This window comes from Paenibacillus pabuli NBRC 13638, from assembly GCF_001514495.1.
Classification (GTDB): domain Bacteria; phylum Bacillota; class Bacilli; order Paenibacillales; family Paenibacillaceae; genus Paenibacillus; species Paenibacillus pabuli.
The window spans coordinates 1-18,482 of the sequence record NZ_BCNM01000032.1 but is presented as its reverse complement, the minus strand read 5'-3'; the positions used below and the strand labels follow the sequence as shown (position 1 = coordinate 18,482).

At 48.5% G+C, this 18,482-nt stretch carries 19 protein-coding genes; 18 read left to right on the top strand and 1 reads right to left on the bottom strand.

Translation table 11 applies throughout. From position 1 onward, the window contains the following. Positions 1-34 precede the first annotated feature (34 nt). The 17 genes from nadB to PPA03S_RS29395 all read left to right on the top strand — a co-directional run bounded on the left by nadB (position 35) and on the right by PPA03S_RS29395 (position 16,824). Positions 35-1,654 carry an L-aspartate oxidase gene (nadB, locus tag PPA03S_RS29475; protein ID WP_062329364.1) on the top strand — a complete coding sequence of 540 codons (1,620 nt, stop codon included), beginning with the start codon at positions 35-37 and terminating at the stop codon, positions 1,652-1,654. Beyond that, positions 1,651-2,517: a carboxylating nicotinate-nucleotide diphosphorylase gene (nadC, locus tag PPA03S_RS29470; RefSeq protein WP_062329362.1), complete on the top strand. Its 867-nt coding sequence runs from the start codon at positions 1,651-1,653 to the stop codon at positions 2,515-2,517. Before nadB ends, nadC begins: the two co-directional genes overlap by 4 nt. Before the next feature lie 6 nt (positions 2,518-2,523). Continuing rightward, positions 2,524-3,294 carry a type III pantothenate kinase gene (locus tag PPA03S_RS29465; RefSeq protein ID WP_062329360.1) on the top strand — a complete coding sequence of 257 codons (771 nt, stop codon included), beginning with the start codon at positions 2,524-2,526 and terminating at the stop codon, positions 3,292-3,294. A gap of 95 nt (positions 3,295-3,389) precedes the next feature. Further along, positions 3,390-4,280 carry an Hsp33 family molecular chaperone HslO gene (hslO, locus tag PPA03S_RS29460; protein ID WP_281189097.1) on the top strand — a complete coding sequence of 297 codons (891 nt, stop codon included), beginning with the start codon at positions 3,390-3,392 and terminating at the stop codon, positions 4,278-4,280. 24 nt (positions 4,281-4,304) lie between these two features. Continuing rightward, positions 4,305-5,255 (top strand): peptidyl-prolyl cis-trans isomerase, encoded by a 951-nt coding sequence (locus PPA03S_RS29455; RefSeq protein ID WP_062329359.1) that lies wholly within the window; start codon positions 4,305-4,307, stop codon positions 5,253-5,255. 338 nt (positions 5,256-5,593) lie between these two features. Then, positions 5,594-6,532 (top strand): cysteine synthase A, encoded by a 939-nt coding sequence (gene cysK, locus PPA03S_RS29450; RefSeq protein WP_062329357.1) that lies wholly within the window; start codon positions 5,594-5,596, stop codon positions 6,530-6,532. A 141-nt stretch (positions 6,533-6,673) separates the two neighbouring features. Continuing rightward, on the top strand, positions 6,674-8,245 hold the full coding sequence (locus PPA03S_RS29445; RefSeq protein ID WP_062329432.1) for an anthranilate synthase component I family protein: 1,572 nt from the start codon (positions 6,674-6,676) through the stop codon (positions 8,243-8,245). 48 nt (positions 8,246-8,293) lie between these two features. After that, positions 8,294-8,869: an aminodeoxychorismate/anthranilate synthase component II gene (gene pabA / locus PPA03S_RS29440; protein WP_062329355.1), complete on the top strand. Its 576-nt coding sequence runs from the start codon at positions 8,294-8,296 to the stop codon at positions 8,867-8,869. A 2-nt stretch (positions 8,870-8,871) separates the two neighbouring features. Continuing rightward, entirely contained in the window at positions 8,872-9,756 is an 885-nt protein-coding gene (locus tag PPA03S_RS29435) for an aminotransferase class IV (protein ID WP_062329353.1), read from the top strand. Continuing rightward, complete coding sequence (gene folP / locus PPA03S_RS29430) at positions 9,753-10,616, top strand: dihydropteroate synthase (protein WP_062329351.1); 864 nt, start codon at positions 9,753-9,755, stop codon at positions 10,614-10,616. Before PPA03S_RS29435 ends, folP begins: the two co-directional genes overlap by 4 nt. 106 nt (positions 10,617-10,722) lie before the next feature. Beyond that, on the top strand, positions 10,723-11,085 hold the full coding sequence (gene folB, locus PPA03S_RS29425; protein WP_062329350.1) for a dihydroneopterin aldolase: 363 nt from the start codon (positions 10,723-10,725) through the stop codon (positions 11,083-11,085). Between the two features lie 9 nt (positions 11,086-11,094). Beyond that, positions 11,095-11,643, top strand: a complete 549-nt coding sequence (folK, locus tag PPA03S_RS29420) for a 2-amino-4-hydroxy-6-hydroxymethyldihydropteridine diphosphokinase (RefSeq protein ID WP_062329348.1) — start codon at positions 11,095-11,097, stop codon at positions 11,641-11,643. After that, complete coding sequence (locus PPA03S_RS29415) at positions 11,595-11,798, top strand: helix-turn-helix domain-containing protein (RefSeq protein ID WP_062329346.1); 204 nt, start codon at positions 11,595-11,597, stop codon at positions 11,796-11,798. Before folK ends, PPA03S_RS29415 begins: the two co-directional genes overlap by 49 nt. Before the next feature lie 129 nt (positions 11,799-11,927). Next, positions 11,928-12,947, top strand: a complete 1,020-nt coding sequence (gene dusB, locus PPA03S_RS29410; RefSeq protein ID WP_062329344.1) for a tRNA dihydrouridine synthase DusB — start codon at positions 11,928-11,930, stop codon at positions 12,945-12,947. A 243-nt stretch (positions 12,948-13,190) separates the two neighbouring features. Beyond that, positions 13,191-13,667 (top strand): transcription elongation factor GreA, encoded by a 477-nt coding sequence (gene greA / locus PPA03S_RS29405; protein WP_062329343.1) that lies wholly within the window; start codon positions 13,191-13,193, stop codon positions 13,665-13,667. A 121-nt stretch (positions 13,668-13,788) separates the two neighbouring features. Further along, positions 13,789-15,306, top strand: coding sequence for a lysine--tRNA ligase (gene lysS, locus PPA03S_RS29400; protein WP_062329341.1), 1,518 nt, complete (start codon positions 13,789-13,791; stop codon positions 15,304-15,306). Between the two features lie 180 nt (positions 15,307-15,486). Further along, positions 15,487-16,824 carry a TrkH family potassium uptake protein gene (locus PPA03S_RS29395; protein WP_062329337.1) on the top strand — a complete coding sequence of 446 codons (1,338 nt, stop codon included), beginning with the start codon at positions 15,487-15,489 and terminating at the stop codon, positions 16,822-16,824. A gap of 162 nt (positions 16,825-16,986) precedes the next feature. Here PPA03S_RS29395 and PPA03S_RS29390 read toward each other — a convergent pair whose 3' ends face one another. Further along, a complete protein-coding gene (locus PPA03S_RS29390; RefSeq protein ID WP_062329335.1) occupies positions 16,987-17,586 on the bottom strand; it encodes a TetR/AcrR family transcriptional regulator in 600 nt (199 codons plus the stop codon). Positions 17,587-17,663: 77 nt separating this feature from the next. Here PPA03S_RS29390 and PPA03S_RS29385 point away from each other — a divergent pair, with 77 nt between their 5' ends. After that, the gene (locus tag PPA03S_RS29385) at positions 17,664-18,221 is read left to right on the top strand and encodes a hypothetical protein (RefSeq protein WP_326100082.1); all 558 of its coding nucleotides are present in this window, start codon (positions 17,664-17,666) and stop codon (positions 18,219-18,221) included. The last annotated feature ends 261 nt before the right edge of the window (positions 18,222-18,482 follow it).

Sequence of the window (18,482 nt, the reverse complement as noted above, 5' to 3'; positions counted from 1 at the left end):
TGCGCTACTCTTGCTCCAAGACAGGTGAAATAACATGATACCGCAATATTTAGTTCATTTTGATCTGTCCGCGCTGCCGATGGTGGAGACGGATGTGCTGGTTATTGGTTCAGGCATTGCCGGTTTGTTCACTGCGATTAAGGCTAGTGAACAACGCAGTGTATTGATGATCACGAAGAAGTCATTACTGGAAAGTAACACCCGGTATGCGCAGGGGGGCATTGCTGCGGTTATTGCTGAGGATGATTCACCTGCCTACCATTTGCAGGATACGCTTGTTGCAGGAGCGGGATTATGCCGCTCCGAAGCAGTAGAAGCATTGGTGAACGAGGGCCCGGACGGAGTGAAAGAACTGATTCGACTGGGTACTTTGTTTGATTTGGAGAACGGCGAGTTGGCGTTGACGCAGGAAGGTGCGCACAGCCACCGCCGTATTTTGCATGCCAATGGGGATGCGACGGGATATGAGATCGTGCGAGCATTGGCTGTACAGGCGAATGAACATCCGGGGATTGAAGTGTGGGATGAGCATTTTGTCATTGACCTGATTACAGAGCAGGGAGAATGTGTAGGTGCATTGGTTCAGAAGGCGGACGGTTCGAAGGTATTTGTGAAGGCACAGGCTACCGTACTATGCTCAGGTGGAGCCGGGCAGCTGTATCGATACACGACGAACCCGGAAGTGGCTACAGCAGATGGCGTGGCGATGGCCTATCGTGCGGGGGCAGTCATCCGGGACATGGAATTCATCCAATTCCATCCGACCTCACTTTGTTACCCTGGGGCGCCACGTTTTCTGGTATCAGAGGCTGTTCGTGGGGAAGGTGCTTTTTTACGCAATGTGAAGGGTGAGCGCTTCATGGATCGTTATCACGCCCAGCTTGAATTGGCACCGCGTGATGTGGTGGCCCGGGCAATTGTCAGCGAGATGGAATCGACAAACAGTACATTTGTCTATCTGGATATCACCCATGAAAAGGCAGAGATGATTAAGCATCGGTTTCCTACCATTTATGAAACCTGTATGCGTTATGGATTGGATATGACCACAGACTGGATTCCTGTCGCTCCTGCTGCACATTACATGATGGGCGGAGTGAAGACAGACCTTAGTGGAGAGAGCAGCATTGGAAGATTGTTCGCCTGTGGTGAAGTATCTTCTACAGGAGTACACGGAGCGAATCGTTTGGCGAGTAATTCTCTGTCTGAAGCAATTGTATTTGGCCGGAGAATCGTTGACCGTATTCTATCTCTTCCCCCGCTTGCTCCACTGAAGACAGAGCGTTTAACACCTGTGATCATGGACAAAAGAATGAAGGAAGACGAGAGACCAGTATCCGAAAGACGTTTACGACTGCAAAAAATGATGGTTCGTCAAGTGGGATTGCGCCGGAATGGTGCAAACCTGCAAGAGGCCATGGATAAGCTGCAGCATGAACTGCATTTTTTTGATCAGATGCTTACACACAAAGAAGAGATGGAATATGCCAACCTTCTGACCTGTGCCTGGTTGGTTACCAGTGGAGCATTACACCGCAAGGAAAGTCGGGGAGCCCACTACCGTGAGGATTTCCCGCAGCGAAATGACGCCGAATGGCAGAAGCATAGTTTGCAGCAGCGAGAACAAGCGATCGTGGAGGAATTGATGTCATGATACTGAACGGATATAATGTAGGACTCATCGAATCAATTAAAAGCTGGCTTCGTGAGGATGTCGGTGCAGGGGATGTCACAACAAGCGTGACCATTCCCGCTGGCAGTCAGTCCAAGGCAATTATACATGCCAAAGACAATGGAATCATTGCAGGAATCACCGTAGCCGAACTCGTATTTCAGGTAGTTGATCCTGGCCTTGTATTCACACCGATGGTCAAAGACGGCGATGCAGTTAAGAGTGGTACAATTTTGGCTGAGGTGGAAGGAAGTACGCATAGCTTGCTGACAGGAGAGCGTTTGGCCCTTAACCTGCTGCAACGCATGTCGGGTATCGCTACCCGTACCCGTACTTATGTTGATGCGTTGAATGGCCTTTCTACACGACTGGTCGATACTCGCAAAACAACACCGGGACACCGCCTGCTTGAAAAATATGCAGTGCGGGTCGGTGGCGGATCAAATCATCGGTTCGGCCTGTATGATGCAGTGATGATTAAGGATAACCATATCAAGGGTGCAGGTGGTATCACTGAAGCGGTACAACGTGCAAGAGCGATCATTCCACATACCATGACCATTGAAGTAGAGACGGAAAATCTGGAGCAGGTCAAAGAAGCCTTGCAATCAGGGGCAGATATCATTATGCTGGACAACATGCATCCAGACCAGATGCGTGAGGCCGTTTCGCTTATTCATGAGCAGGCACCGCATGTGAAGGTTGAAGCTTCAGGCAACGTCTCATTAGATACCATTCGTGGTATTGCAGAGAGCGGAGTGGATGTTATTTCGGTTGGCAGGTTAACCTATTCTTTTGAGAGCCTAGATATCAGCCTGGATTTAAACGAAAAGAAAGAGGGGTGAACCTCTTTGATTCTTGTTGTAGACGTGGGCAACAGCAACATCGTACTCGGCGTATATCAAGGCCGGGTGTTGCTCCACCATTTTCGCCTAAGCACATCCCGTCAGTCGACAGTGGATGAATACGGCGTATTGATTTATAATTTATTTCATATGTCGGGTATATCTACACGCGACATTGAAGGTGTAATCATCTCATCCGTGGTTCCGCCACTGGTGAATGTGATTGAAGCCATGTGTGAGAAATACGTAGGCAAAAAACCGCTGCTCGTTGGGCCTGGTATCCGAACCGGCTTGAACCTGCGGTATGAGAATCCTCGTGAAGTTGGCGCGGATCGCATTGTTAATGCAGTAGCAGCCGTTGAGAAGTATGGCGGCCCTCTCGTTGTGGTCGATTTTGGTACGGCGACGACCTTTGACTGTATTGACGAAAAAGGAAACTATCTGGGCGGGGCCATTGTACCCGGTATCCATATTGCAACTGAAGCGCTCTATGAACGGGCATCCAAGCTGCCTCGCATTGAACTGGAGAAACCCAAGAAGGTCATTGGTCGTAATACCATTCATGCGATGCAGGCCGGTATAATATATGGCTATGCTGGACAAGTGGATGGCATTGTGGAGCGCATTCGTGAGGAGATGGGGGCAAAGCCCAAAGTGATTGCAACCGGTGGCCTTGCCAAACTGATTGCAGAAGAAACCCGCAGCATCGAGGAAGTGGATCCGCTGCTTACGCTTGAAGGGCTGCGTATCATTTATGAGCGGAACCGGGAAAGGTAAGAACAGAGACGGCAGACAGCGGGCTGGGGATTACAGTCTTCATGTTGTGCCGTTTTTTTTATAACTGGCGATTACGCCAAAGGAGGCTGAATGACTTGGAAAACAACAACAAACAAGACCGGTTAATTCGTGGTACAGCAATGAACGGACGGGTTAGGGCTTTCGCCGTCCAGACGACGGAGCTGGTCGAAGAGCTGCGCAGAAGACATGACACGTTTCCCACGGCTACAGCTGCCATGGGGCGTACGGCTACAGCAGCAGCCATTATGGGTGCAATGCTCAAGGGTGAAGAGAAACTGACCATTCAGGTCAAGGGAGACGGTCCCATTGGGCAGATTGTTACCGATGCCAATGCCAAAGGCGAAGTTCGTGGCTATGTAACCAATCCACACGTGCACCTTCCGAGCAACAGTATGGGTAAACTGGACGTTGCAGGTGTAGTCGGAACAGAAGGGTTTATTAACGTAACCAAGGATCTTGGTCTGAAAGAGCCTTATCGCGGAAGTGTACCCATTATTTCGGGAGAGCTGGGCGAAGACTTTACGTACTATTTTGCGAAATCGGAACAAACGCCATCTGCCGTGGGAGTTGGCGTGTTGGTTGATACCGATAATTCGGTTATTGTAGCGGGTGGATTCATTGTACAGTTACTTCCTGGTTTAACGGATGATGAAATCACCGAAATCGAGAAATCAATCGGCACGTTGCCGCCAGTTACGTCTTTGCTGGCTGAGGGGTACGAGCTGGAAGAGCTGCTCCGCCGGGTACTGCCTGATGTACGAGTCATGGACGAAATGGATATTCACTTCCGCTGTGAGTGTTCGCGTGAACGGGTAGAGAAGACATTGATTAGCTTGGGTCAATCCGAAATGGAGCAATTGATCGAGGAAGAAGGCCGTGCTGAAGTAGTCTGCCAATTCTGTAACGAAGCTTACGAGTTTAACAAGGAGCAACTTGAGACCATCCTAGAGCAAGCCAAGAACTGATAATATGCGGGGACGGGACGCGGAATGACAAAGCAGGAAAAAGGGTTGTGGACAGCTGTAATTGTCTTGACGCTTGGCATGTTGGTAATGGGTACGGTGATGGTTGTGCAGGGTTTGCGGACCGGACGGGATGGAGCGGATTCCACTCAAGACGCCAATCAGGAAGAGGGAAATACTGTAGCTACAATCAATGGAGAAGTCATTACGGACAAGGAATGGACCGAGGCGTTGAAAAAACGCTATGGCAGTGAGTTGCTGCTCCAGATGCTCAATCGCAAAGCCGTTTATGCAGAAGCGATTGATCGTAATTTGAAGGTGACTCCCAAAGAAATTGCGAAGGAACTTGCCGCAGCCATGGACGGGTATGATTCGGAGAAGGCTTACTTTGACGAAATGCAATCCCAGCTGGGTTTATCCAGGCAGGACCTCGAATTAGAGGCGGGCTACAGGTTGCTGCTTGAGAAAATCGCGACGAGCGGCATTCAGGTCAAGGATACAGATATTGAACATTACTGGAACGAACATCGTGAAGATTACGTGTCCCCGGAGAAATATGATCTGTCCATCATTGTGCTGAAAGAAGAGGAACAGGCTGAATCCGTTCTGGATGCACTCAATAAGGGAGCAGACTTTGAAGAAACCGCACGGAATGAATCGACAGACAGTTACTCCCGTGACTCGGGAGGCCGTCTGGGCTGGATTGAGCAGAACGATCCGTTCCAGCCCGAAGAGATCCTGAATCTTGCAGCTCAACTGGACGTTGGCGATATTGCAGGGCCGGTGAAGGTGAAAGAAGGCTACGCCGTCATTAAAATGAATGACAAACAAGAGCGTAAGGTACAATCAGCAGAAGAGGTCCATGAAGAGATTCGAATGCAGCTGGCTCTCAGCCAGGCTGATCCGTTGTCCCAAGTCGAGGAAAGGCTGCGTGACAAGTACGAAGCTGTCATCATCGCCGAAATTCCGGCCTCCTGATTATCATTCAACCAGATATCCTGCTGCATCTTGATAAAAATACTCTGTCTACGGCCTTAGGGCCCAGGGCAGAGTATTTTTTTGAGTACTCATATTGACAATAGGGTGTAACGTTGATAAGATAAAAATATCAAAAACCTACTCATTTACTCGGAATAAAACAATTGATATGAACAAAGAAATCTTCGGAAAACCCAGGCTCTGTCCGGTTTATTGCAGATGGAATGGACTTAGACGGATTTCCGTAGTTCTTCTATAACATCTAGAGGCTGCTCAGCCGCACATGTATATGGCAACAGGACCTAAGTAGTATTCATCCCACTAAGGAGGGCATTCATATGGCTAAAGTAGTTAATAACGTAACAGAACTCATCGGAGGTACTCCGCTTGTTCGTCTGAACCGTATCGTACCTGAAGGCAGTGCTGAAGTGTTCGTGAAACTGGAATACCAGAATCCAGGTTCAAGCGTCAAAGACCGTATCGCGATTAGCATCGTGGAAGAAGCGGAAAAAGAAGGCAAGCTGAAACCAGGTGATACCATCATCGAAGCAACAAGTGGTAACACAGGAATTGGACTGGCTATGGTGGCTGCAGCCAAAGGCTACAAGTCTGTTATTGTTATGCCGGAAACGATGAGCATGGAGCGTCGTAACCTGCTTCGCGCCTACGGAGCTGAGCTTGTGCTCACACCCGGAGCCGAAGGTATGAATGGTGCAGTTAAAAAGGCTGAGGAATTGCTTAAGGAAAATCCATCCTATTTCATGGCTGAGCAATTTAAAAATAAAGCCAACGTGAAGATCCACCGTGAGACGACTGGCCCTGAGATTGTTGAAGCTATTCAATCTGTAGGCGGTACGTTGGATGCTTTCGTTGCAGGAATCGGTACGGGCGGAACAATTACAGGTACAGGTGAAGTGTTGAAAGAATCCTTCCCTGGGATTAAAATCGTTGCCGTTGAACCAGCAGCTTCGCCAATCCTCGCAGGTGGCAAACCTGGTCCTCACAAAATTCAGGGGATCGGTGCCAACTTTATTCCTGAGATTCTTGATCAGGAAATCTATGACGAGATCATTCATATTGAGAATGACGATGCGTTCGAGACGGCTCGCCAGGTAGCGAAGGAAGAAGGTATTCTGTCCGGTATTTCTTCCGGTGCAGCCATCCGCGCAGGTCTGCAAGTGGCTAAACAGTTGGGCGCAGGCAAACGCGTTGTCGTTATCGTGCCAAGTAACGGCGAACGTTACCTCAGTACACCACTTTACAACTTCGAAGCTTAAGCTTAACAAGCGATGAAATAAATCCTCCTTGCCCGTATGCCGGGTGTGGAGGATTTTTTGCTGAATGCTTTTAAAAGCAGCGGCGCTTTAGTATACTATCAGACAATAGAACTTGCGACAGATGGAGGGCGGCAAACCGCAATGACACACCTGATGACAACATTCGCCGACTGGACAGAGTGGGCCGGACAAGGTTGGACCATGATGCCTTATATGATTAAGTCGGATGAGGGGCCGTATCATGGCGGTTTACCGTTAACGTGGGAAGCAGCTTGGCAAGAGGCTTCACCTTATGCCATGGTGCTGGAGAACGGGAAGGGCGGAAGATATACCTTTCTGGGATTAAACCCGGTATCCGTTATTTCCGGCAAAGGCAGCGAAGCTGTTATTCATGATCTTATTCAAGGTGGTACCCGAACAGACGTTGGTAAACCGCTTGAAGTATTAAAAAGATGGGCTGCGCCATACCGTGCACCAAAGGTAAGCGGGGCTCCGGACTTTGGTGGTGGTTGTGCAGGTTATCTAAGTTATGATGTAGCCAGATCGCTTGAAAAGCTGCCCACTTTGGCAGAAGACAACCCGGCTCTTCCGGATTATTGGTGGATGCGTTTTGAAGAAATATGGGCGTATGACCATAAACAGGAGGCGTTGTTCTGCATGGTTCATCTGGCTGTAAGGCCGGATGAGGAGGAAGCTCAGCTTCGCAGGCTGTACACAGAAGCGGAAGAGCGAGCAGCAGCTATGCAGCAGCGCTGGCTGCATATACTGGGTTTTGCCCAGGCGGAAGAGCAGCAGCAGGCATTGGAGCATCGACATAGCCACATTCATCTCACTGCTCAGTCAGCGGATTCGGAGCGGGAAACGGAAGGTTGGTATACCTCCTTCCCTCAACAGGACTTTGAGCAGGCGGTACGCACAGTGCAGGAATATATCCGGCAGGGAGATGTTTTTCAAGTAAACCTGTCGCTGCGGCAGGAGAAACGTCTGAAGTCCAGTGCAGAGCATATCTATGAATGGCTTCGTCTCGTGAATCCATCTCCCTACATGGGGATGCTGCGTAGTCCGGATTTCCAACTGGTGAGCGGTTCTCCTGAGCTGCTAGTCAAAGTGGATCATGGCAAGGTGAGTGCTCGTCCTATTGCGGGTACACGGAGAAGAGGCCGGGATGAAGCTGAAGATGAGTTGATGGCTGCTGAGCTGCTGAACAGCGAGAAGGAACGGGCAGAGCATATTATGCTCGTCGATCTGGAGCGAAATGATATCGGACGAATTGCAGCCTATGGGTCTGTCCATGTGCCTGAACTGATGACGATCGAGAAATATTCGCATGTCATGCATCTGGTATCTCAAGTCGAGGGAACGCTGGCAGACGGACTATCCGTATTCGATGTGATTGCAGCGACGTTCCCAGGTGGAACGATTACGGGTGCACCCAAAGTTCGTACCATGGAAATTATTGAAGAGCTGGAGCCTGTTCGCCGCGGACCGTATACAGGTTCAATTGGATGGATCGACTACAGTGGCAATATGGAATTGAACATCGTCATTCGTACACTTTCCATTAAAGATGGAGTGGGGTATGTACAGGCAGGAGCGGGCATCGTTATTGACTCCGATCCATATCGGGAATACAGGGAGTGCCGCAACAAGGCAAGAGCCATGATGAGGGCAGTGAATTACAGCGAGGAAGCTGAGGCTGTTAAATTAAAATAATCAAGCAACCGTCGCATGCGTGGACGGAAGAACAGGAGGAACAAGGATATGATACTGGTTATCGACAATTATGATTCCTTCACGTACAACCTGGTTCAATATCTGGGTGAACTGGGAGAGACGGTGGAAGTTCGCCGTAATGATGAGATTGATCTGGCAGGCATCGAGGCATTGGCGCCTGATCATATTCTGATCTCACCGGGTCCTTGCACTCCGAATGAGGCAGGCATTAGCCTGGCTGTCATTGATCACTTCAAGGGCAGCATTCCGATCTTTGGCGTTTGCCTGGGACATCAGGCCATTGGACAAGCGTTTGGAGGCAATGTGATTCGTGCAGATCGCATGATGCATGGCAAAACATCGGAGATGCATCATAGTGGAACATCCGTATTTACTGGATTACCCTCTCCTTTCACCGCAACGCGATATCACTCTCTGATTGTAGAGCGCAGCAGTCTGCCAGATTGTCTGGAGATTACGGCCGAGACGGCGGAAGGTGAGATTATGGGCTTGCGTCACAAGGAGTATGCCATTGAAGGCGTTCAGTTCCACCCTGAATCCATCATTACGGATCACGGTCATCAAATGCTGCGCAACTTCCTGTCTCATCAGGTCAAGGTATAACGATGAAATATGCCGCGATAAACGGAGAATTGGTCAATATGGCGGCAGCCGTGGTTCCGGTAACGGATCACGGCTTTTTGTACGGACTCGGATTGTTCGAGACGTTTCGGACGTACCAGGGGGTTCCTTTTCTATTGGAACGTCATTTGGAGCGGATGGCTTCAGGGTGCCGTGAGTTGGGCATTCCTTTTACAACAACGGCAGCGGAGGTAACGGGCTGGATCAAAAACCTCTTGCTTGCTAATGAACTGCAGGATGCCTATGTGCGCTATACAGTATCTGCAGGCGATGCTCCGCTCGGGCTCCCTTCGGGAGATTATGGACAACCCAATCATATCGTACTGGCAAAAGCACTGCCTGAACCCTCCCCATCGCTATACAAAAATGGTAAAATGCTTCAACGTCTCTCGACGCCCCGTAACACGCCAGAAGGAGACGTGCGATTGAAATCACTCCATTACATGAATAGCATTCTGGCGAAACGGGAACTGAGCGGATATGGGCAGCATGTGCAAGGTGCAGAAGGTCTGCAATTCAGCCGAAGTGGCCATGTGGCTGAGGGTATTGTCAGCAATGTGTTCTGGGTGAGAAAGGGCGTCCTTTATACACCTTCCATCGAGACTGGTATTTTGCCGGGAATCACCAGAGCCGTTGTACTGGAGCTTGCAACCCAGCAGGGCATTCCTTACCGGGAAGGGTTATTCCCGTGGGAGGACCTGCTGCACACAGACGAGATCTTTTTGACAGGTTCTGTTGCTGAACTCGTTCCAGTTACTACATTGCGGGATTTGGATGGAACGGAAATTTTAATCAGCAGTGGACATATAGGCCCGGTTACAGAAGCGCTTCTGGGTATGTACCGGCAGAAAGCGGGGTATACTTCATGACACTTACACCAGTTATTTATGAACGGAATTATGCGTGGGGGCCAGCAGAGCTAAAACTTGGCACACGTACACTTATTATGGGTATTCTGAATGTCACACCGGACTCCTTCTCGGATGGGGGACGTTATACCAATGTGGAGCGAGCGGTGGATCACGCCATTCAGATGATGGAGGACGGTGCGGATCTCATCGATATTGGGGGGGAATCCACACGTCCAGGTTCAAAAATCGTTGGCGCTGATGAAGAGCTCAGACGGATTATCCCGGTCATTGAAGCACTGCGGCAGCAGGCTCCACATATACCGATATCGGTGGACACCTATAAAGCGGATGTCGCTCGCCAGGCTATTCAGGCTGGAGCACACATCATCAATGATGTGTGGGGTGCCAAGGCTGATCCCGAGATGGCACGCACTGCAGCAGAACTGGGATGCCCTTTGATCCTAATGCACAATCGGCAAGAACGAGACTATACCAACTATTTGGTTGATGTAGTCAATGATCTTCAGGAAAGTGTACAGATCGCGCTGAAGGCTGGAGTACAACCTGATCAGATTATTCTGGACCCGGGCATTGGCTTTGTAAAAGATCTGAATGAAAATCTGACGCTCATGTCATCGCTTGGATTGCTCAATGAGATGGGGTATCCCGTTCTGCTCGCTACCTCGCGCAAAAGATTCATCCAGAACACCTTACAGGTTCAAGCGGATGATGCGCTGGAGGGTACAGCCGCTACGGTTGCTTTTGGCATAGCCCAAGGATGCCAGATGGTCCGGGTTCATGATGTGAAGCCGATACGTCGTACGGTGGACATGTGTGATGCCATGCTGTATGCCTCTCCAGGCTTGCGGAGGACATGATGCTGGCGGGTCCGGTGACCCGTCCGTCCAGTGAAAGCACAGCGTTTTACAATTGGAACGAACATCGAACCATGATTTCAATATATATAGAGGGCAGGCGGAACTTATGGATAGAATGGTAATGCATCGAATGGAGTATTACGGATATCACGGCGTATTTGCCGAGGAACGGAAGCTGGGGGCGCGTTATTATATTGATCTGGAGATCGATATGGATCTGGGCGAGGCTGGACGTAACGATGATTTGACCAAAACCATCAATTATGCGGAAATCCATGAGCTCGTGAAGCAGATCGTCGAAAATAAATCATTCCAGTTAATTGAAGCTTTGGGCGAACATATTGCATCTTCGTTACTAGACACTTATACTGTTATCAATGCATTGACAGTCAAAGTGACGAAGCCGCATCCGCCGTTTGATATTCATTTTGGGGGCGTAACGGTTGAGCTTCGCCGCACAAGAAAGTGAGAACCGATCATGATTGCACATTCGACCTCTGAATCTTCAGAGGCTTATATTGCTTTAGGGGCTAATTTGGGTGACCGGGAACAGACGCTGCTTGAGGCGTTAACATTGCTGGATGCACATCCTCGTATATCCGTCCTGCGCTGTTCTGCGCTGTATGAGACGGAGCCGGTAGGTTATGTGGACCAGCCAGCGTTTTTGAATATGGCAACTGCGGTACAGACTACACTTTTGCCGGAGCAGCTGCTCACGGAACTGCTGGATATTGAAACACGGCTTGGGCGGGTTCGTGATATCCGTTGGGGCCCGCGTACAGTCGATTTGGATCTGCTTTGGATGGATGGAGAGACGAGTGATACCGAACGGCTGCAATTGCCGCATCCACGGATGGGTGAACGGGCGTTTGTATTGGTGCCGCTGGCTGATATCGTAACCGAAGATGAGCATTCAGGTTTGTATACCTTTGTGCACTCATCATTGTCTGTACTGGATGGAAAGGATGGAATACAGCTTTGGAAAACGTGCAATTGGCCAATCGAATCCGGGCTTTCCGGAAGCTGAAAGGTTTAACACAACAGGAACTCGCTGCGGAGACAGGCATATCGCTGGCCATTCTGGGTATGATTGAACGGGGCAACCGTAAAGTATCCGAACGGGAGCTGAATCTTATTGCCGGAGTGCTGTCGATCAGCACTGAGGAATTGCAGGGCAACTAAGACTGCTACTAAGGCTACTTGTTAACGAACTAGAAAACATCGTCATTATTCGTTTATTTATACAGCAAACTAAACACAAATGCATTCATGCAAGAGTCTGCGGATTGAAAAAGGAGTGGAACAACTACCATGCTTAACATTGGTGGCATTGAAATGAAAAACCAGGTCGTTCTTGCGCCGATGGCTGGCGTGTGTAATCCGGCTTTTCGTCTGATTGCAAAAGAATTCGGAACAGGTCTCGTATGCGCGGAGATGGTGAGCGGCAAAGCCATTGTGCATGGTAACAAGCGTACACGTGAGATGTTGTTTGTAGATGAGCGTGAGAAACCGCTAAGCTTGCAAATTTGGGGGGGAGATCGTGGAGCCCTCGTAGAAGCAGCCAAAATTGTGGACAAAGAGACCAATGCTGACATCATTGACATCAACATGGGATGCCCTGTGCCAAAAGTGACAAGCTGTGATGCAGGTGCGCGCTGGTTGCTTGATCCGAACAAAATTTATGAGATGGTATCTGCTGTAGTGGACGCAGTAGATAAGCCGGTTACCGTCAAGATGCGGATCGGCTGGGATAACGAGCATATCTACGTAGTTGAGAATGCACTGGCGGTTGAACGCGCTGGTGGACAGGCGGTCAGTGTGCACGGCCGTACACGTGAGCAGCTCTACACAGGTACTGCGGACTGGTCACACATCAAAAATGTAAAAGAAGCTGTCTCCATCCCGGTTATCGGCAACGGAGATGTATCTTCACCGGAAGATGCTCGTCGCATGTTGGATGAAACCGGTTGTGATGGTGTTATGATCGGTCGTGCTGCTCTGGGCAACCCATGGATGCTGTATCGTACCATTCAATACCTGAGCACGGGTGAATTGCTTCCTGACCCAAATGGCGAAGAGAAGATCCGTGTGGCCATCCTGCATATGGATCGTCTGATCGCACTGAAGGGTGAGGCGGTTGCCGTGCGCGAGATGCGTAAACATCTGGCTTGGTATCTGAAAGGTCTCAAAGGATCTGCCCGTATCAAGGACGTTATTATGGAAGAAACGAAACGGGATGAGATGGTTCAAATCTTGAACAACTTTGTAAGTGGGCTGCATATCGATGGTAATCTGGAGCAAGAATCGGCAGTAGTCGAAAATGTATCCTGAACCGGGGCTGTGAAACGTTTACAGCTATAGGGGCATAACATTGACTTTTCGAGACCGTTACCCTATAATTTCACAGTATAAATTCGCCATGTGCGTTATAAGGCTAGTGCATCAGGAGGAACGTTCTGTTTCTCTGGAGAACTTCATATAGTTTTGAAGATGTATGCGGGCGGAGCTCTGTAAACAGCGCTGGTTCCGTTGCCGTGCAATCAAATTATTCCCATGACAGGAGAATCGGTTGAGATGAGCGATAAGGAAGTTATCCTTACCCCAGAGGGACTTAAGAAGCTTGAAGAAGAACTGGAAATGCTAAAATCGGTGAAGCGCCGCGAAGTGGCTGAACGGATTAAGGTAGCCATCGGGTATGGAGATATTAGTGAGAACTCTGAATACGAAGACGCGAAGAACGAACAGGCTTTCATTGAAGGCCGCGTGATCACGTTGGAGAAGCTGCTTCGGAACGCACGGATTATCAACAGCGACGAGATCGATACCGAAGCCGTAAGCGTTGGTGCGACAGTTACAGTAGAAGATCTTGAGTTCGGCGACATCACTGAATATACGATCGTAGGTACTGCGGAGTCGGATCCGCTTCAGAACAAAATATCGAACGAAAGCCCGGTTGGAAAAGCTATTCTGGGTAAGAAAAAAGGTACGGTTGTTGATGTAAGCGTGCCTGCTGGCGTAATTCAATATAAAATTGTAGATATCAAAAAGTAATATAAGCAATGAAGCAGTCGGGCACTGAGACAAAAGCTTCCTTAGGGAAGCTTTTTTCAACATTAGAGGAAGAATACCTCTGGAGATGTCTGCAATGTAAATAAGGAGATGAATATAGATCATGACGGATGAAGTCTTGAATCAGGAAACCGAAACCGAACTAAGTGAGCTTTTACAAATTCGCCGCGACAAATTGGACGAGCTTCGCAAATTGGGGATCGACCCGTTTGGCCAAAAATACGTACGTACGGAAGAAGCCGGCTCCATTCTGAAGAAGTATGAAGAACTGACCAAGGAAGAGCTGGAAGAGAAGCACATCGAAGTCAGTATTGCCGGACGGATTATGGCGAAGCGGGGAATGGGTAAAGCGAGCTTTGCACATATTCAGGACCTGAGCGGCAGAATCCAGATCTATGTTCGTCAGGATACTGTGCCAGAAGACAAATACGCTGCGTTCAGCCTGCTCGATCTGGGGGATATTGTGGGTGTCTCGGGTGTAATCTTCAAGACCAAAACAGGTGAAACTTCGGTTAAGGTTCAAAACCTCGAAGTATTGTCCAAGTCCCTCTATCCACTTCCGGATAAATATCATGGACTCGCGGATGTAGAGCTGCGTTACCGCCAGCGCTATGTTGACCTGATCATGAATCGCGAAGTGCAGCAGACCTTCATTACCCGTTCCAAAATCATTCAGTCGATGCGCCGTTACCTGGATTCTCTGGGCTATCTGGAAGTGGAAACTCCGACGCTGCATACCATCGCTGGTGGAGCCGCTGCGCGTCCATTCATTACGCATCACAATGCGCTGGATATGGAATTGTACATGCGGATCGCGATTGAGCTTCATCTGAAACGTCTGATTGTAGGCGGTTTGGAGAAGGTATATGAGATCGGTCGTGTATACCGTAACGAGGGAATGTCGACACGTCATAACCCTGAGTTCACGATGATTGAACTGTATGAGGCATATGCCGATTATCAGGATATCATGCGTTTGACTGAGAATCTTGTTGCTCATATCGCACAGGAAGTGCTTGGTACGCAAGTTATCCAATATGCAGATTATCAAGTGGATCTTACGCCACAATGGCGCCGTGTAACGATGGTAGATGCGGTTAAGGAAGTTGTGGGTGTTGACTTCTCCGTGCATATGACGGATGAGGAAGCTCACCGTTTGGCGAAAGAACATAAGGTTCCAGTTGAAAAACATATGACATTTGGGCATATTCTGAATGCATTCTTCGAACATTTTGTAGAGGAAACGTTGATTCAACCAACCTTTATCATGGGACATCCGGTTGAGATTTCTCCACTGGCGAAGAAGAGTGATGTAGACCCGCGCTTCACGGACCGCTTCGAGCTGTTTATTGTTGGACGTGAGCATGCCAATGCATTTACAGAGCTGAATGATCCAATCGATCAGCGTCAGCGCTTTGAGGCGCAATTGTTGGAGAAAGAACATGGGAACGACGAAGCGCACGAAATGGATGATGATTTCATCCGTGCACTTGAATATGGTATGCCACCAACAGGTGGACTGGGAATCGGTATCGATCGTCTGATCATGTTGTTGACCAATTCGCCATCAATCCGTGACGTACTGCTCTTCCCGCACATGCGCCCTCGTACACAGGATTAAATAAGGAACGCTTAATGCGATCATAATAGAAGAGGAACCTGCCGTTCAGTATGATGCTGGTGGCAAGTTCCTCTTTAGGTTTACATAAACATCGAGGTGATTCGTCTGAGCTTGAGTTGCCAAAGTGTTTCGACACCTTGTTCGCTTATCTGCTTGTATTATGTTAAAAGAGGTGCCTCCATGAAGTTTAGGCTTCACATTGCTAAATTCCTATCGCCTCCATTGATCCTGGTTGGTGGTTTTATGCTAATTATCACGATTGGTACGATTCTGCTTATGCTGCCAATATCCAATCAAAGCGGAAGGCATTTGGCGTTTATTGATGCGCTGTTTACTTCGACTTCTGCTGCATGTGTGACCGGGTTGGTTGTTGTGGATGTAGGTACGACCTTTAACCTGTTTGGTCAGATTGTGATTATGGTGCTTATGCAGCTTGGTGGTCTTGGCTTCATGACGATTGCAACGCTGTTTGCATTGGTGCTGGGTAAGCGAATTTCGCTTAAGGACAGGCTGCTCCTCAAAGAAGCGATCAACGCTGATAGTATGGAAGGCATTGTACGCATTATCCGTAAGGTGCTGATCTTTTCGTTTACCATCGAAGGAGTGGCTGCCATTATATTGGCAGTGCGATGGGCAACGGAGATGCCTTTTTGGCAGGCGGTATACTATGGAGCCTTTCACTCGGTTTCTTTATTTAATAACGGTGGCTTCGATCTGTTTGGCAACAGTTTTCAGTATTATACCGGGGATTGGCTGTTTAACCTGACAGCTTCCGTGCTGGTTGTATCAGGTGGACTCGGCTTTGTGGTGCTGAATGATCTGTTTGAGTTCCGTAAGCGACGCCGTTTATCGTTGCAGTCCAAACTTGTGTTGTCTGTATCGGGTGCGCTGATTGGTATCGGTGCAATTGTACTGTTTGTATTTGAGTTCACCAATGGGCACACACTGGCTTCTCTTAGTTGGAGTGAAAAGATCTACGCCTCGTTCTTCCAATCGGTCTCTACACGTTCGTCGGGCACGAGTACCATCGATATTACCCAGATGAGGCAGGCTACCCAGTTCTTCTTCATTCTGTTGATGTTTATTGGGGCTTCTCCAGGGTCAACCGGGGGCGGGATTAAAACGACAACGTTCCTAATCATGATTGGAGCGGTGTATGCGATGATTCGTGGCAATAAAGATATTGTGTTTTTCCGTCAGCGCGTTCCCAAGGAATTGCTGATGAGAGCATTGACGATTATTATGGTCTCTCTGATCATATTCATGGTCGTGGTAATGCTCCTGTTAACGACAGAGGATGCCCCGTTTCTTGCACTTATGTTTGAGGCGGCCTCAGCCATCGGAACGGTGGGTTTGTCGGTGGGAGTAACGCATGAATTAACCGATTGGGGAAAAATCATTATCGCCTTCACCATGTTTATAGGACGGATTGGACCATTAACGATTGCATACGCGCTCCGTCCGCGCAAAGAGAAGAAGTTGTATCGCCATCCGGAAGGCCGGATTATTATCGGATAAAAAAGAAAAACCGTCAGGCATGTAGGCTAACCCCATTCCATTATGGATATATAGGTTGGTCACAACGAATGCCTTGCGGTTTTTTTTGCTTTCATAGAAACGAATAACTCGGTCCCCTGGAGTACGAAGGAGAGGGCGGAAGCATTTGAATTTGCCCGAATGTTATTCTGTACTCCGGCATAATGTTGCAAGATGCATAGTAAGAATGTCTTCCATGATCTTGGTATTCATCTGGTCAGGACGAAGAACCGCATGAATTCCCAAACCATCAATCAGAGCGTACAGCCGTTCAATTTCCAGCTCCTTATCGAGGTCTGTTCGGGAGAGACTGAGCTCCATCAGGTAGGTGATAACCTTAGCCATCGCATGTCTGAGTTCATCGTATACTTTGTCAGCATGATCTTTGAGAGCAGGGTCAGTCTTGGACTTGGCTGTAAAAGCATACCACACCTCCATTTCGGCCATTTTTTCGTCCGTGTTTGGCAAGAGTTCAAGCAGCAGAAGCTTCATATTGTCCAAAGGAGAAGCATCAAAGGACATCTGAGCAATTCGATTCGTGACCCGTTCCGATACCAGATTCATTGCATACAGGAGGAGTTCCGATTGGGTTGAAAAGTAGTGGCGCATAGATCCGACTGATATGCCAGCCTCTACTGCAATATTTCGAACAGAGGCTTGTTCCATGCCGTCTCTTCGGATGACGCGCCAGGCCGCTTCGGCCACGAGCAGCCGCTGCTTATCATGATCAACTATTTTAGGCATAAACGGATTATATCATTGTTGATTATTATAATACAAACGTGTTAAATTGTATTTAATACGTTTGTATTATAAAAGGAGTGGATTATTTGATTGCCTATTTTATTATTGGATGTGAGATTGCCTTCTGGGTATTTGTCATTGCTGGCTTGTGTGTGCGCTATCTGCTGGGGATGAAACGAGCAGGTGTTGCATTGTTAATGGCGACGCCAATTGTAGATGTTCTTTTATTGGTTGCTACGGTGATGGATCTTCAAAGGGGGGCTACGGCAAGTCTTGTTCATGGCATTGCAGCGATATATATAGGAGTAAGTATTGCATATGGCCATCAGATGATCGCTTGGGCTGATCGTTATTTCCTGTATTGGTTCAAGGGTGGAGATAATCCTCGGAGCAGCAAGGTGTACGGCAGTGAGCATGCGAGTCGTGAGCGGATTGGCTGGTTTAGGCATCTATTGGCGTGGTGTATAGGTAGCCTTCTCCTGCTAGTCATGATCTGGTGGATTAGCGATGCGGATCGTACAGCATCTTTTTCAAACCTAATTAGGCTTTGGGGAATCGTACTTGGAATCGATTTTGTAATCAGCTTTAGTTACAGTTTGTGGCCGCGAAAAATGCCTGTGAAGAAAGTGAAGTAACATAGGATATAGTAGGGGAGGGCTTGCAACCCTCCTGAATTGAAGAGAATGTATGAGTGTGTCCAAGTAAAGGCCGACAACGAAGGGATAGGGTTTGGTAAAGTCAATTGTGTAAGTGTATGTGCTGCTAAAGAAGTTAAAACATTATACTAAAAATAAAGCTTGCATTCGAAATCCGTACATGGTATATTCTAATTCCGGCCAAGAAAACACGAGAAACATGGTGCGGCAAGCGAATGAAATAAGCTTCGAAAGAAACTT